The 14965-nt window shown below is 38.6% G+C and carries 12 protein-coding genes; 3 read left to right on the top strand and 9 right to left on the bottom strand.

All coding sequences use genetic code 11. The annotated features are described in order from the left end of the window. The first annotated feature begins 50 nt into the window (after window positions 1–50). Window positions 51–1475 carry a metalloprotease TldD gene (gene tldD / locus ACFIKY_RS00435; protein WP_375635770.1) on the top strand — a complete coding sequence of 475 codons (1425 nt, stop codon included), beginning with the start codon at window positions 51–53 and terminating at the stop codon, window positions 1473–1475. Between the two features lie 545 nt (window positions 1476–2020). Here tldD and ACFIKY_RS00430 read toward each other — a convergent pair. From ACFIKY_RS00430 to ACFIKY_RS00395, 8 genes are all read right to left on the bottom strand, one after another. Further along, a complete protein-coding gene (locus ACFIKY_RS00430) occupies window positions 2021–3274 on the bottom strand; it encodes a class I SAM-dependent RNA methyltransferase (protein WP_375635771.1) in 1254 nt (417 codons plus the stop codon). Further along, the gene (locus ACFIKY_RS00425; protein ID WP_375635772.1) at window positions 3271–4014 is read right to left on the bottom strand and encodes a TlyA family RNA methyltransferase; all 744 of its coding nucleotides are present in this window, start codon (window positions 4012–4014) and stop codon (window positions 3271–3273) included. The genes ACFIKY_RS00430 and ACFIKY_RS00425 overlap by 4 nt, the downstream gene beginning before the upstream one ends. Window positions 4015–4030: 16 nt before the next feature. After that, window positions 4031–5938, bottom strand: coding sequence for a 1-deoxy-D-xylulose-5-phosphate synthase (gene dxs, locus ACFIKY_RS00420; RefSeq protein WP_375661273.1), 1908 nt, complete (start codon window positions 5936–5938; stop codon window positions 4031–4033). 236 nt (window positions 5939–6174) lie between these two features. Beyond that, window positions 6175–6429, bottom strand: a complete 255-nt coding sequence (locus ACFIKY_RS00415) for an exodeoxyribonuclease VII small subunit (RefSeq protein ID WP_273787907.1) — start codon at window positions 6427–6429, stop codon at window positions 6175–6177. Window positions 6430–6436: 7 nt separating this feature from the next. After that, window positions 6437–7540, bottom strand: coding sequence for a 3,4-dihydroxy-2-butanone-4-phosphate synthase (gene ribB, locus ACFIKY_RS00410; RefSeq protein WP_375635775.1), 1104 nt, complete (start codon window positions 7538–7540; stop codon window positions 6437–6439). Window positions 7541–7555: 15 nt separating this feature from the next. Beyond that, the gene (gene aroC / locus ACFIKY_RS00405) at window positions 7556–8644 is read right to left on the bottom strand and encodes a chorismate synthase (protein WP_375635776.1); all 1089 of its coding nucleotides are present in this window, start codon (window positions 8642–8644) and stop codon (window positions 7556–7558) included. Window positions 8645–8792: 148 nt separating this feature from the next. After that, window positions 8793–9611, bottom strand: coding sequence for an enoyl-ACP reductase FabI (gene fabI, locus ACFIKY_RS00400; RefSeq protein WP_273787904.1), 819 nt, complete (start codon window positions 9609–9611; stop codon window positions 8793–8795). A 128-nt stretch (window positions 9612–9739) separates the two neighbouring features. Further along, a complete protein-coding gene (locus ACFIKY_RS00395; RefSeq protein ID WP_012754817.1) occupies window positions 9740–10642 on the bottom strand; it encodes a DnaJ C-terminal domain-containing protein in 903 nt (300 codons plus the stop codon). Window positions 10643–10935: 293 nt separating this feature from the next. On the opposite strand from ACFIKY_RS00395, the gene pdxH reads away from it, so the two are divergent. Further along, the gene (pdxH, locus tag ACFIKY_RS00390) at window positions 10936–11559 is read left to right on the top strand and encodes a pyridoxamine 5'-phosphate oxidase (RefSeq protein ID WP_273787902.1); all 624 of its coding nucleotides are present in this window, start codon (window positions 10936–10938) and stop codon (window positions 11557–11559) included. A gap of 252 nt (window positions 11560–11811) precedes the next feature. Here the strand turns inward: pdxH and ubiA are convergent, their stop codons facing one another. Then, window positions 11812–12816 carry a 4-hydroxybenzoate octaprenyltransferase gene (ubiA, locus tag ACFIKY_RS00385; RefSeq protein WP_375635778.1) on the bottom strand — a complete coding sequence of 335 codons (1005 nt, stop codon included), beginning with the start codon at window positions 12814–12816 and terminating at the stop codon, window positions 11812–11814. Between the two features lie 90 nt (window positions 12817–12906). Here ubiA and purD point away from each other — a divergent pair, with 90 nt between their 5' ends. Next, complete coding sequence (purD, locus tag ACFIKY_RS00380) at window positions 12907–14181, top strand: phosphoribosylamine--glycine ligase (RefSeq protein WP_375635779.1); 1275 nt, start codon at window positions 12907–12909, stop codon at window positions 14179–14181. Window positions 14182–14965: the final 784 nt, after the last annotated feature.

Here is a 14965-nt window from a genome sequence, read left to right as displayed (position 1 = left end):
ATTAGATTAATAAAAATCTTCTAAGTCCCCATAAAAATAGGATAATTCTTATGAAATCGCTGATTGATCATTTTGATATTACTTCCTCTAAAGTGCAATCACTTGTACAAGAAACGCTTCATCATGCTGATGACGGTGAGCTTTACCTTGAGTATACAGAAAGCGAAGCTCTTTTATTTGATAATGGACAGCTTAAAAACGGCTCTTTCCATCAAGATATGGGATTTGGTCTGCGTGTCGTTGCTGGAGAAGCTACCGGATATGCATATTCTAGTGAATTATCAGCTGCTGCACTCAAACGTGCCAGTGAAGCAGCTAAAGCTATTACCTATAATAATCATGCAGGGACTTATAGCATAGCACCTCAACAAACAAACAAGAGACTTTATCAACCGCATAATCCCCTTGATGCTCCATCATTTGAAGAAAAAAGTGCTCTTTTGCAAAAAATTGATGCCTATTTACGTGCTAAAAATGATAAATTGCATCAAGTGACTGCTTCTCTTTCCGGCTCGCTACAACATGTTGAAATTTTACGTGCAGATGGTTATTTGGTTCGTGATATTCGTCCCCTTGTGCGGCTTTCTATATCTGTAGTCGCAGCTGAAGGCAATCGACGTGAAAATGGTTTTTATGGATGTGGAGGGCGACAAGCATTTGACCAATTTATTCATGAAGACAATTGGAAAAAAGCTGCGGATGAAGCCTTACGTATGGCTTTAACAAATTTAGAAGCAGAAGCAGCACCTGCAGGATCTTTTGATGTTGTCTTAGCCAATGGATGGCCTGGCGTTATGCTCCATGAAGCCGTAGGTCATGGTTTAGAAGGTGACTTTAACCGTAAAAAAACATCCGCTTTTGCTGGACTTTTAGGACAACAAGTTGCGGCAAAAGGTGTTACAGTTGTTGATGATGGAACAATTCCACAATGCCGTGGTTCTCTCACTGTCGACGATGAGGGGACCCCTTCAGGATATAACGTTCTCATTGAAAATGGAAAGCTCGTTGGTTTTATGCAAGACAGGCTTAATGCACGGCTTATGGGAAGTAAATCAACTGGGAATGGACGGCGTGAATCTTATGCTCATGCACCAATGCCACGAATGACCAATACAATCATGCTAGGAGGAGATAAAACACCTGAAGAAATCCTTTCTTCACTCAAACATGGTATCTATGCTGTTTCATTTGGTGGAGGACAAGTTGATATTACTTCTGGAAAATTCGTCTTTGAATGTACTGAAGCATACCGAGTAGAAAATGGTAAAATTGTAGCACCAATCAAAGGCGCAACTCTTATTGGAAATGGACCGGATGCTATGAAACGTATTACAATGATTGGTAATGATAGTAAACTTGATAATGGTATCGGTCTCTGTGGAAAAGCTGGCCAAAATGTCCCTGTTGGTGTTGGTCAACCTCATCTTCGAATCAATAATATGACAATCGGTGGAACTGCGCTTATAAAGGAATAAGCGTTCTCATTCCTTCCCAATATTGCCTCCTTCTCGTCTATCACGACCACTTTGTGAGGGGGGGGGTACAATGCGTTGATTTATAAAGATAATCTATCGTTTTTCATATTGAATTAGAACCTTGAATTCCATAAGATTCTCTCATTTCAAATCTGTTCCATGTTGAATCAATCAAAATCTTTCGTTTGTACGTTACAGGTGGGGGGAGTTATATGAATAAAAACTGTAAAAGACAGGACCAAAGATTCCTCTTATGTCCCCTCTCAAGTACCAAGAGTTGTAGAAACATTGAGAGATGGCAAATATAACACTAGCACCGGCTTGTTCAGATACATCTTCTTCGTAATACATTAGTCTTTTGTGTGGGATAATTTACCTTTTATATTTCATAATAAAAAAGTTTAAAATAAAAAACACTTTCTACATTCAGTGCTCTTAATTCAACGAGCAAAAGGTTATTATTATAGAGAAATTTTGGAGAGATTTTTATAATAATACTCAAGTAAACTTTTAAAAAAGTCTTCATGGCATTAAAAAATTTTAGGCTAAAGCTTCCAAGCTTTCTTTTTTTTCTTTTTGCTCAAAACAGCAACAATTTCGACATGTGGTGACCATAAAAATTGATCAATCGGTATGATTTTTTCTACTGTATACCCCCCTGCAACAAGAAGAGATAAATCACGAGCAAATGTAGTAGGATTACAGGAAATTGCCACAACACGTGATACTGTTGTCTTCGCTAATTCACGTACTTGTTGCTCTGCACCAACACGGGGAGGATCAAAAACAACACTCTCAAAACACTCAAGTTCCTTTACAGAAAGGGGATGTCGGAAAAGATCACGTTTTTCACAAGTGACCGTTTTTAAACCAGTTGCAAAACGTGCTGCTGTATTTAGATTTCTTAATGCATCTTCATTATCTTCTACTGCATGAACATTCATCTTTTTTGCCATACGCAAGGTAAATGTTCCTATCCCTGAAAACAAATCAACAGCATTCTTTGCTTTTTGTAAATGAGTCAAAATAATATTGCCCATTATATTTTCAGCTTCGCAAGTTGCTTGAAGAAAACCACCAGAAGGAAATTCAACACGGACATCTCCAAAGTAAATCTCTGGTTTTTCTCGTTCAACCAAAACTTCACCGTCAACAGATAAACGTATAATCCCATATGAAAGAGCAGCACTGATCATTTTCTGACGAAGTGATTCATGGTGTACAATGCAACCGCTTAAAGCAACATCTAAACCATTTTCAACACGTGTTATTGTAACATGAAACCGTTTGGCAGAGCTGCTTAGAAAAGCACAGAGCTCTCTAATATTATGCAACTGAGAAATAAGCTCTGGACGGCTTACTGGACATTCCTCAAGAGCTACAATCTCATGAGAGAGATAACGGTTAAAACCAACTTTTTGCCCCTGTGGGGTCATAGATGCTGTTAGAGTAATCCGCCGTCGGCTATAAGGTTTACATTCTATTAAAGGCGCAACAACATTATTAAGTCCATACTTTTTAAGCGCATCAACAACCAATTGTTGTTTCCATACGCGATAAGCATCCATATGCCAATGCTGAAGAGTACACCCTCCACATTCTCCAAAATGCTGACAAAGAGTATCAATGCGTTCTAATGATTTTTCTTTTAATGCTATACATGTTGCATATTTTCCATGAACAGTAATTTCAGCACACTCTCCTGGTAAAGTAAAAGGAACATAAACGAAGCCGTGAGACGTCCTAGAAGTACCATACCCATTTGCTCCGATATGGTCGATTATGACATTGTCACTCACTCTTGTTTTTCTCCGAATAGTAAATATTCCACGTTGCCATCACCACCTGTAATAGGGGAAGAAATTAAACCTTTTGCACTCCACCCTGTTTGTGTATTTAACCAAACAAAAAGCGCCTCAGCAGTTTCTTTAGCTATTGATGGATTTAATATTCCCCTCTTGCTAAAGTGTTTACGACCAACCTCAAACTGAGGCTTTACCAGTAAAACAGCTTGGGCACCCTTCTTGGCTAAAGACAAAACGGGAGGCAATGCAAGTTTGAGAGAAATAAAGCTAACATCTGAAACGATAAGATCAATTTCTCGCCCACCTAAATGTTTATGTTGAAAATCTCTAACATTCAAGCCTTCTAATAACGTTATAGCACTGTTGCCCAATAAACGTTTATCAAATTGATGATGCCCAACATCAACGGCAATTACATGAGCCGATCCACGCTCTAAGAGAACTTGTGTAAAACCACCTGTTGATGCACCAACATCAATGGCCGTCACTTTATCTGTTATAATCGGAAATGCATCAAGTGCAGCAATCAATTTTAACGCTGCCCGAGAAACATAATTCTGCGCTGGATCACAAACAGCAATCTCTGCATCATCAAAAACGATTTGCCCAGCTTTAAAAACGATTTCGCCGTTAACTTTAACAGTTTGACGCATAACAGCATCACGTGCGCGTGAACGTGTCGTAAAAAAGTTTTTTTCAACTAAGAGAATATCGAGCCTTTTTCTGGCAGCCATATCATACTCGAATTTTTTATCCTGTTCGAATCTCGCGGCCTAAAGCAGCAAAAACCGTGTTGACAATACCCATAGCATCAAGTCCGATACGTGAAAGAACTTTTTCTGGTGCACCATGATTCAAATACTCATCAGGAAGTTTTAGTGTACGAGCTTTTAAACCATGCTCTAAGAGCCCTTCTTGCGCTAAAAATTGTAATATGTGCGCTCCAAAACCACCGATTGCCCCTTCTTCAATTGTCACCAATACTTCATGCTCACGTGCCAAACGACACATCAAATCCTTATCTAAAGGTTTCGCAAACCGTGCATCTGCAACCGTCGTAGATAATCTTTCAGCCTCCAATGCATCAGCAGCTTGTAACACTTCTGACATCCGCGTTCCAAAACAAACCAAAGCGATCCTATTTCCTTCACGCAGAACACGCCCCTTTCCAATTTCTAATAACTCACCACGTTGCGGTAAATCTATACCAATACCCTCACCACGTGGATAACGAAAAGAAATTGGTCCCTGATCATAAGCTGCAGCTGTACGCACCATATGCATCAGTTCAAGCTCATCAGAAGGTGCCATAACAACAAACCTAGGAAGAGTGGACAAAAAAACAATATCAAAACTTCCAGCATGTGTTGCACCATCTGCCCCCACAAAACCTGCACGGTCAATAGCAAAACGTACCGGTAATTTTTGAATTGATACATCATGAATAATTTGATCATAAGCACGCTGTAAAAAAGTAGAATAAATTGCAACAAAAGGCTTGTACCCTTCACAAGCAAGTCCTGCCGCAAAAGTTACGGCATGTTGCTCAGCGATACCAACATCAAACATTTTTTCAGGAAATTTTTTCGCAAAAGAATCAAGACCTGTCCCTGTTGGCATCGCTGCTGTTATGCCAACAATCTTATCATCATGGCGAGCTTCTTCTATTAAAGCTTTAGAAAATACCTTGGTATAGGGTAGAATATTACTTGATGCTTTAACCTGTTTTCCTGTCGTGACATCAAAACGATTAACACCATGATATTTATCAGGTGAGGCTTCTGCAGGTGGATATCCCTTTCCCTTATGTGTGACAACATGCACCAAAACAGGACCACTAGGATATTCACGAACATTTTTTAAAACAGGCAATAAATGCCCCAAATTGTGCCCATCTATGGGGCCAAGGTAATAAAAGCCAAGCTCATCAAATAAAGTTCCCCCAACCAAAAGTCCACGCGCAAATTCCTCTGAACGACGCGCCTTATCCAAAAAAAACTTTGGCAATTTTTCGCTCAACATCTTTACGCGTTCACGCAAATGACGATAAGAAGGACGAGATACTAATCGTGCAAGATGTGCACTCATAGCACCTGTAGGTGGTGCGATAGACATATCGTTATCATTAAGAACAACAATCAAGCGTGCATCCAAAGCACCAGCATTGTTCATTGCTTCATAAGCCATGCCCGCAGACATTGCACCATCACCGATGACAGCTATGATATTGCGTCTTGTCTCTGCTTTCAAAGCACTTGCCACCGCCATGCCAAGCCCCGCTGAAATAGAAGTAGACGAATGACCCGCTCCAAATGGATCATACACACTTTCTGAACGTTTTGTAAAACCTGATAATCCGCCCTCTTGACGTAATGTGCGAATTTTTTCTCTACGCCCCGTTAAAATCTTGTGTGGATAGGTTTGATGACCAACATCCCAAATAATCCTATCCTCTGGTGTATTAAAAATATAATGTAATGCAACAGTGAGCTCAACAACACCAAGTCCCGCCCCAAGATGACCACCTGTTACAGAAACCGCATCAATTGTTGCAGTCCGCAACTCATCAGCCAACTGTACCAAATCAGACTCAGGCAATGCCCGCAAATCTTGCGGAAAACAAATACGGTCAAGCAATGGTGTTAAGACCTGAGACAAAAAAAACCTTTCTATTATCTTAACTCAAGAAAACGAAACGATAAAAATATATCTTCTCTACTCTTATTTACAGTTTTGCATCTTTTTTACTGAAAAATGCTCTTTTCTATTTGAGATGAGCTATACTTTCCTCATTTTTTACTTATTTTATAAAAAAGAAATCAATCGATTTAATTTTCTATAAAAAAGGTTATTATATCTCCTCGTTTCACAATAAATATCCAAAATATTTAATATTATTTAGCATCAAGTGGTTCTACTCCTTCTGGAGAACCGTCTTCTGAAAGCTGTATTTTTTCAACTTTAGCTTCAGCAACTCTTAAGAGTTTTTCACAATGCTTTTTAAGCGCTTCACCGCGTTCATAAATATCAATGGATTGTTCCAAAGGCACATCGCCACGTTCCAAATTTTCGACAATAACTTCAAGTTGCTTAAGCGCTTGCTCAAAGCTTAAGGTCGTAATATCCCCCTCTTGTATCTCTTTTTTCATATGAACCTCAAAAAATATCTGTTCTAGATATACGAATTCCAAAACCTTCTAAACCTACATGATGATGCTCTTTAGCAGCATAAACAATAACAGAGCCTATTCCTAGATATTTTAAAATTTGTGATCCTAAACCAATTTTGCGCCATTCTTCTTCGCGTTCAATCGCCTGCACATGGTTTTCTGAACTGTCTCTTGCCATATTTTGAATATCAATAGTTGATTGCATAACAGATCCTTTACGCAAATAAATAAATACGCCACGTTTTTCTTTTTCCATCATACGCCGCATCACCACCATAATATCTGAAGATTGACAAAAAACGTCATTTATAATGTTTTCATGATGTAAATACACAGGAATATCCTCACCCTCACGGACATCACCAAAAACAATTGCAATATGCTGAACGGCTTCCCAAGGGAATTGATAACTTTGAACAATAGCGGGACCTACAGATGTTTCAATAGGCATTTCTCCAACATGCTTGATCAATATTTCCTTACGTTGGCGGTAAGCAATTAAATCTGCAACCGTTATCATATGTAACCGATGTTCTTGTGCAAATTTCATGATCTGATCGCCATGTTTAACGCTGCCATCATCATTGACCAACTCACCAATAACACCAACTGGTGGCAAACCAGCTAATTTACATAAATCAACAGCGGCCTCCGTGTGACCTGAACGCATGAGCACCCCCCCTTCATGCGCAATCAAAGGAAAAATATGTCCTGGACGGACAAAATCGTGAGCACCAGCATTTGGATTAGCAAGATTACGAACTGCCAATGTGCGGTCATGTGCAGAAATACCCGTTGTTATCCCATGTTTAAAATCCACAGTAACAGTAAATTGCGTCCCATGTGCAGAGTTATTATCTGGTACCATAGGAGCAAGATTAAACCGTTGTGCTTCTTTTTTTGGCATAGGTGTACACACAATACCTGTTGTGTGACGAAGAATAAACGCCATCTTTTCTTCTGTACAATACGCTGCAGCAACAGTTAAATCACCCTCATTTTCACGGTCATCATCATCTGTCACCACAACAATTTCACCGCGTTCAAAAGCTTTAAGTGCAGAAACAATTTTTTTTTCATCATACGCCATTGTTCACCTTTTCAATCACCCAATTTGACCGCGATGTCTTAGATAATGGTCAGCAATAGCACAAGCAACCATCGCTTCACCAACAGGAACGGCACGAATCCCAACACATGGATCATGACGTCCCTTCGTTATAACATCTATATCATGACCATCAACATCAATGGAGCGACGAGGCGTTAAAATTGATGAAGTAGGCTTTACAGCAAAACGTGCAACTATTGGCTGTCCACTCGATATTCCCCCTAAAATACCACCAGCATGATTGGATAAAAAAAGCGGTTTTCCATCATTTCCCATTCGCATTTCATCGGCATTTTCTTCTCCCCTCAGGCGGGCTGCCGCAAAACCATCACCAATTTCCACACCTTTTACCGCATTAATCGACATAAGTAACGATGCAATATCTTGATCAAGCTTTGCATAAATAGGGGCTCCTAAACCTGCCGGAACATTTTCTGCAACGATCTCAACAACCGCACCAACAGATGTTCCCTCTTTACGGAGTTTACTGATATAATCACTAAAAATGGGAACCATCTCTGCATCAGCTGTAAAAAAAGGATTATTATCAACCTCTGACCAATCCCACCGATCACGATTAATATTATGAGGACCAATTGCTATCACTGCTCCTCGTACAATCAAACCAGGAACGATTTTACGAGCAAATGCACCAGCTGCAACACGTGCTACCGTCTCCCGTGCTGAAGCACGTCCCCCACCTCGAAAATCACGAATGCCATATTTAATATCATAAGTATAATCCGCATGTCCTGGACGATACTGATGAGCAATCGAGCTATAATCCTTCGAACGCTGATCTGTGTTTCGAATCAACAGAGAAATTGGTGTACCTGTCGTCACCAATGTTGTCCCATCGTCTTGAACAACAACTCCTGAAAGGACCTCTACTTCATCTGGTTCTCGGCGCTGCGTTGTATATTTTGATTGTCCTGGTTTGCGTTTATCAAGATAAGCTTGAACTTCTGCAAGAGTAAAAATAATTCCAGGTGGACAACCATCAATGACACAACCAAGAGCAGCACCATGACTTTCACCCCATGTTGTTACACGAAACAAATGACCAAATGTATTATGCGACATGAAAAAAGATCCGTTTCTCTGTCAAATATATACAACGACAACGTATGTTGTGTGCTATACACAAGGTAGCTCGTTGCTCCCAAATACCCTTAGCCACTTTAAATTTGGTCAAATTACTGCTGTCCAATAAAATCCCATAAACCAAACTTTATTCTTTAACGACAGAAATGTCTGGTGCATCAACTGCTTTCATACCTATGATATTATAACCCGAATCGACATGATGGACTTCACCGGTAACAGAACGAGACAAATCTGAAAGAAAATAAAGCGCAGAATCACCAACCTCTTCAATTGTTACCGTACGACGTAATGGAGCATTATATTCATTCCATTTTAAAATATAACGAAAATCACCAATACCAGAAGCCGCTAACGTTTTAATTGGTCCAGCAGATATAGCATTAACACGAATATTTTGAGGACCTAAATCTACCGCTAAATATTTCACGCTCGCTTCAAGAGCTGCTTTGGCAACCCCCATTACATTATAATTGGGAACAACCTTTTCTGCACCATAATAGGTCAGTGTCAAGATTGACCCACCATCTGGCATCAATTTCTCTGCACGCTTCGTTAGAGCTGTTAGGGAATAAACGGAAATATTCATGGTCATCATAAAATTTGATTCGCTGATATCAATATAACGACCACTTAATTCGTCTTTATCAGAAAAACCAATAGCATGAACTAAAAAATCGAGTTTTCCCCATTTCTTCTCTATTTCTCTAAAGACCGTATCAATAGAGACACTGTCAGAAACATCACAATGTCCACAAACAAACCCCTTTAATTCTTCAGCCAAAGGCTCAACACGCTTTTTCATTGCTTCACCCTGATAGGTAAAAGCAAGCTCTGCCCCTGCGCTACTTGCTGCTTTAGCGATTCCCCAAGCGATGGAGCGATTATTGGCCAACCCCAAAATTAAACCACGCTTACCGTACAACAAACCATTACCCTTAGCCATCAGCACTGCCCCATTGTTACTTAAAATTAATATTATTCATCTGCCTATGACACAGGTCAACTTTTTCTTCAAGCAATTGGTTTAAAATCAAACAAAAACTACGCTTTTGTATATAAAAAATTTTAAAATTAATCTTGTTGCATTTGCAAAAACTGTTCTAGCGCGGCATTTTCACCTTCCGGCAACATAATGCGAACATGCACATAAAGATCATCTCTTGTACCATTTTTTAAACGAAGCCCTTTTCCTTTCAACCGTAAAACGCGATCAGAACTTGACCAAGCAGGAATCGTTAAAACCACACGTCCCTCCAACGTCTCAACTTCTTCTTTTGCTCCCAAAACAGCATGTTTAAGAGAAACTGGTAAATCAAGATGAAGTGCTCTTCCTTCAACCCGAAAACGAGGATGTTTTTGAATCTGAATGGTTATCAACGCATCTCCTGCTTGCCCGAGAGGTACCTCTTCTCCCTGACCTTTTAAACGAATAGTCTGTCCGTCTTCAATATAATCTGGAAGTTTAATTTTTAACTTTTTTCCATTTGGAAAAACAGCTTCCACCTTTTCTGCGCCAACCATCTGCTCTAATGTTATGGCAAGATTAGCACGAACATGTGCTCCTTGTTGGGGACGGTTATAGTGTGTGGAATTCGAAAAGCTACTACCTCCTCCAAACAGATCCCGAAAAATATCACTCGCATCAAAACCTGCACCACCTGAAGAGGAAAAATCAAATCCCTTTGCTCTTCCTGAAAAGGGATTTTGTTTATTGCTAAAATTTTCACCAGTACCATAAGCTTGATAAAGCGGTTTTCCTTCCATATCAATTTCACCGCGGTCAAATTGTGCCTTTTTATCCTTATCACCTATAATTTCATAAGCTTGATTAATTTCAGCAAATTTTTCTTTAGCCTTTGTATCATCTTTATTATGGTCTGGATGATACTTCTTTGCTAATCTTCTAAATGCCGATTTAATCTCTTGCGATTTTGCGGTACGTGCCACACCCAGAATCGTGTAGGGATCACGCATATTGCCCTCTTTTCAATTTTTTCGTTTTCAAAATATCAACTGATCCGTTGCTCAATATCCCTTATATCTTCATCAGTCTATTCTAGAGAATAATTTCTTCTTTCCTTTTTATATGTCTATCAATAAACTAAAATACCAGATAAAATGAGACATTTATTTAATATAGCTCATTGTAGCCTATGCTAAAGTAAAAATAATTAAACTACCATAGAAATACACAATAGCATTGGCTTTTTGATGATAAAGTAAATGAGAAAATGCCTCGCCCATACTCACTGATATTTGGAGAAACTATGAGCAACAAAATACCAACAGATGATCATTTTATGAAAATGCAAAAACCTTTTGAACTTTTCGCAAAGTGGCTTGAAGAGGCAACGATAAGTGAAATAAATGATCCAAATGCTATGGCATTAGCAACAGTTGACGAAACAGGACTCCCTAATGTTCGTATGGTTCTCCTCAAAGACTACAGTCCCCAAGGCTTCGTCTTCTATACCAATTATGAAAGCTGTAAAGGACAAGAAATTTTAAAATCAATGAAAGCATCTTTAGGTTTTCATTGGAAATCGCTCCGTCGTCAGGTCAGAATTAGAGGAATTGTTGAAAAAGTAAGTCAACAGGAAGCCGATGCCTATTTCCAATCGCGACCACGTGGTAGTCGAATTGGTGCATGGGCATCTAAACAATCTCAACCTTTAGACAATCGTTTTGTGCTCGAAAAAGCAATTGCTCAATATACTGCGCGTTATGCTCTAGGCAATATTCCACGACCACCTTATTGGTCTGGGTTTCGTGTTAAACCCCTTTCTATAGAGTTCTGGTGCGATCGCCCATTTCGTTTACATGATCGTCTGCTTTTTACACGCGATTGTGTTGAACACAGCGATTGGAAAAGACAAAAACTTTATCCCTAATCCTTCAAACTTCATCGTTATAAAGATTTTTTCTTCCCAACAGTTAAACAAGTATTTTTTATTTGAAAAATTCTAAAAGAAGATGATTTATTTTATTTAAATAGAAGAAATTCATTTTCACTGTAATTCATTTTCACTGTAAAAGTTGATTGGTAATATTTTCTACTGTATTGCTTAAAACAGATTAGCAACAAGCTTATTTAAAAGAAAATACTGTATTCAGCAGAAACTATGATTTTAGCTAACTTATTTTTAGACCGCAGGATAAAATATCGTCCATATACCCCCACATACCAAACCAGCAAAAATCACAAAACCAATAAGCGAATTAGATTTGAAAAGCCTGAGGCATTGTGAACTGTCATCTATATCAATGACTTTAATTTGAATAAACATATGGATGCTTGCCACAAAAATCCCCAAAAAACTAAGAACAGGGACTCCAGCTAAATAAAATGCTAAACTAACGAACACCACAAAACCACCATACAAAAATACTAAAGCACGCTTGGTTCCTTTACCAAAGAGAAGGGCCGTAGAACGGACACCAACAGTAGCATCATCTTCTTTATCTTGATGTGCGTAGATTGTATCGTATCCTATGGTCCACAAGATTGATCCCACATAAAGCAAGATTGGTGCCCAGCTTAAACTTCCAAAGACAACAGCCCACCCCATTAATGCCCCCCAATTAAACGCAACGCCTAAAAAAAACTGCGGCCAATATGTTACGCGTTTCATAAAAGGATAAAATGCAACAGCTATCAATGACGAAATACCTAGAAAAAAACTAAACCTATTAAATTGTGATAAAACGACTAAACCAACCAAACATTGCATAAGTATAAAAACTCTTGCTTGAAACCGACTCACATGACCTGTCGGCAATGGGCGAGAACGTGTCCTTTCTACCTGAGCATCAATTTTATGGTCAATAAGATCATTCCAAGTACATCCTGCCCCTCGCATAGCAATAGATCCCAGAAAAAAAAGAAAAAGATACCAAACCCAGTGAAGAAACATTGATAAAAGAGTATCGTAATGCATGTTATAAGAGAAAAAAGCCATTGTTGTTGACCAAAAACAAGGCCACATCAACAATTGCCATCCGATAGGCCGATCCCAACGCGCCAATTGCGCATAAAACCATAAAGAACAGGGAAGGAAATTGTAGACCCATTGTTTGGAAGATGCATCCATAACCCGTCCCTGACTCTCACAGGATTGAACATGCGCGATATTTTTATTTTTTTTCATCAAATGATTTACCTTTGGTCTTGCGATAGAGACATTTCATTCTTATGAGAAGGAGATGAGATTAATCATCTTTTATGAGAGGAGCAAGCAATGAATATTCTTCTTATTGGCTCAGGTGGACGAGAACATGCTTTAGCATGGAAAATAGCTGCATCACCACTGCTAACAAAGTTATATTGTGCTCCTGGAAACCCTGCAACAACAGAATTTGGTGAAAATATTAATTTAAACATTGATGACCATCCCCTTGTTATTGATTTTTGTAAAAAACATTCTATTGATCTTGTGATTGTAGGACCAGAAGCACCATTGGTTGCGGGTATAACAGACTCTCTTAATAGCGCTAACATCTGTGTATTTGGTCCTACTCAAAAAGCTGCTCAACTAGAAGGTTCTAAAGCTTTTACAAAAGATTTATGTCGTAAGAATAACATTCCTACAGGAAGTTACCAATGCTTTAATGATGCCTCTAAAGCTAAAGCTTACATTCATCAACAAGGTGTTCCCATTGTTATTAAAGCTGATGGCTTAGCAGCTGGCAAAGGTGTCGTGGTTGCAACAACTATGGAAGAAGCATTTAACGCAGTCGATGCCTGCTTCAAAAGTGCATTTGGAGATGCAGGAAACAAAATTGTTGTAGAATCTTTTCTTGAAGGTGAAGAAGCAAGCTTCTTCTGCCTTTGTGATGGTAAAGTTGCTCTTCCTTTTGGTTCTGCTCAAGACCATAAACGTGTAGGTGATGGCGATATTGGAGCAAACACCGGTGGTATGGGTGCTTATTCACCAGCGCCCATCATGACCCAAGAAATAGTGAATCGTACCCTCAAAGAAATTGTTGAACCAGCTTTAAAAAGCATGAAAGAAATGGGCGCCCCCTTTAAAGGTATTCTCTTCGTCGGATTAATGATAACGCAAAAAGGACCCGAATTAATTGAATTTAACGTACGATTCGGTGATCCTGAATGTCAAGTTTTAATGATGCGCCTCAAAGATGACATTTTGCCAATTTTTCTTGCTGCAGCTCAAGGAAAACTTGAAAATAAGCCTCTTCGGTGGTCTGAAAAAACTGCTCTCACCGTTGTTATGGCTGCCAATGGTTATCCAGACTCTCCCCAAAAAGGTACTGTTATCCGTAACGTTGATAAAGTAAACAATCTTCCCGATGTGAAAGTTTTTCAAGCTGGTACAGTATTGCGTGATGGAGAACTCATTGCAAATGGTGGACGTGTCCTCAACATAACAGCAACAGGAAAAACGATTACGCACGCACAAAAACGTGCTTATGAAGCTGTTGATTGTATTGATTGGCCAGAAGGTTTTGTTCGTCGTGATATCGGATGGAGAGCCATTGCGCGAGAAAACTAAATCCTTTGAATATTCTTTTTTCCGATTTGATTATTTTATATAAGAGCATGATACACAAATTTTCTTACTGTTTTACGTTGACCATAATTTTGAAAAAATGAGTGTGCTTTCCTTTGAACAATCAAATATTGTAAATAGGATATCTACTCATGATAAAATAGGAAATTTCTCTGAATATAACACTGTGATATAAACTGATCATTTTACTGTTGTATTTAATTTAAACGTATTTTCTCATCATCTTTATAAATACTTTCTTTCTTATAAAACCCTGAAGAAAAACATATATACTATCATTTCTCTTATTTATTGCGTTTTTTAATGAAATTCCGCTTTTACGAAAAATAAAATGCCAAAAAAAAGATACTGATGTTATTCACGTACAAATTCTTAAACAATATCTCTCATGCTCGTCACTCCCATTTTACGACACTACCTGCAAATAGTATAAATCCATTCTGCCATCTTTCTGAAATAAAGATAAAAACCGATACTATCATTGTATTTTCCAACTCCCAATATTACGATAACCCTTTCTATCTAAACGCTTTATCAGAGAGTGTTTACTCTTTTTTAATGATTTTTATCCACACTCTACCCCTTCTTATAACGTGCAAAAAAATGATTTTGATTATAGGAGAGAGATGAAGTAAGAATATTTTGCAATATTCAAAGCTCTCATTCAACATGGAGAAATGATTTATAAAAAAGTAAAAAACACTTCCAGCAATCTGCTCGTGTTTTAATGATGTGGCAAAAACCAAAAATTACACCGCCAAAAAAA

Origin of the sequence: Bartonella sp. CR127HXZ, assembly GCF_042194555.1 — a bacterium.
GTDB classification, from domain to species: domain Bacteria; phylum Pseudomonadota; class Alphaproteobacteria; order Rhizobiales; family Rhizobiaceae; genus Bartonella; species Bartonella grahamii.
The sequence above is the reverse complement of the archived record's forward strand: the minus strand, read 5'-3'. Positions and strand labels throughout refer to the sequence as shown.

Bases quoted from the DNA above. Each gene is read 5' to 3' on its own strand.
- tldD (WP_375635770.1), top strand. From the start codon at position 51: ATGAAATCGCTGATTGATCATTTTGATATTACTTCCTCTAAAGTGCAA.
- fabI (WP_273787904.1), bottom strand. From the start codon at position 9,611: ATGGCTAAGGGTAATGGTTTGTTGTACGGTAAGCGTGGTTTAATTTTG.
- aroC (WP_375635776.1), bottom strand. From the start codon at position 8,644: ATGTCGCATAATACATTTGGTCATTTGTTTCGTGTAACAACATGGGGT.
- ACFIKY_RS00395 (WP_012754817.1), bottom strand. From the start codon at position 10,642: ATGCGTGATCCCTACACGATTCTGGGTGTGGCACGTACCGCAAAATCG.
- ACFIKY_RS00425 (WP_375635772.1), bottom strand. From the start codon at position 4,014: ATGGCTGCCAGAAAAAGGCTCGATATTCTCTTAGTTGAAAAAAACTTT.
- purD (WP_375635779.1), top strand. From the start codon at position 12,907: ATGAATATTCTTCTTATTGGCTCAGGTGGACGAGAACATGCTTTAGCA.
- ACFIKY_RS00415 (WP_273787907.1), bottom strand. From the start codon at position 6,429: ATGAAAAAAGAGATACAAGAGGGGGATATTACGACCTTAAGCTTTGAG.
- ribB (WP_375635775.1), bottom strand. From the start codon at position 7,540: ATGGCGTATGATGAAAAAAAAATTGTTTCTGCACTTAAAGCTTTTGAA.
- ubiA (WP_375635778.1), bottom strand. From the start codon at position 12,816: ATGAAAAAAAATAAAAATATCGCGCATGTTCAATCCTGTGAGAGTCAG.
- pdxH (WP_273787902.1), top strand. From the start codon at position 10,936: ATGAGCAACAAAATACCAACAGATGATCATTTTATGAAAATGCAAAAA.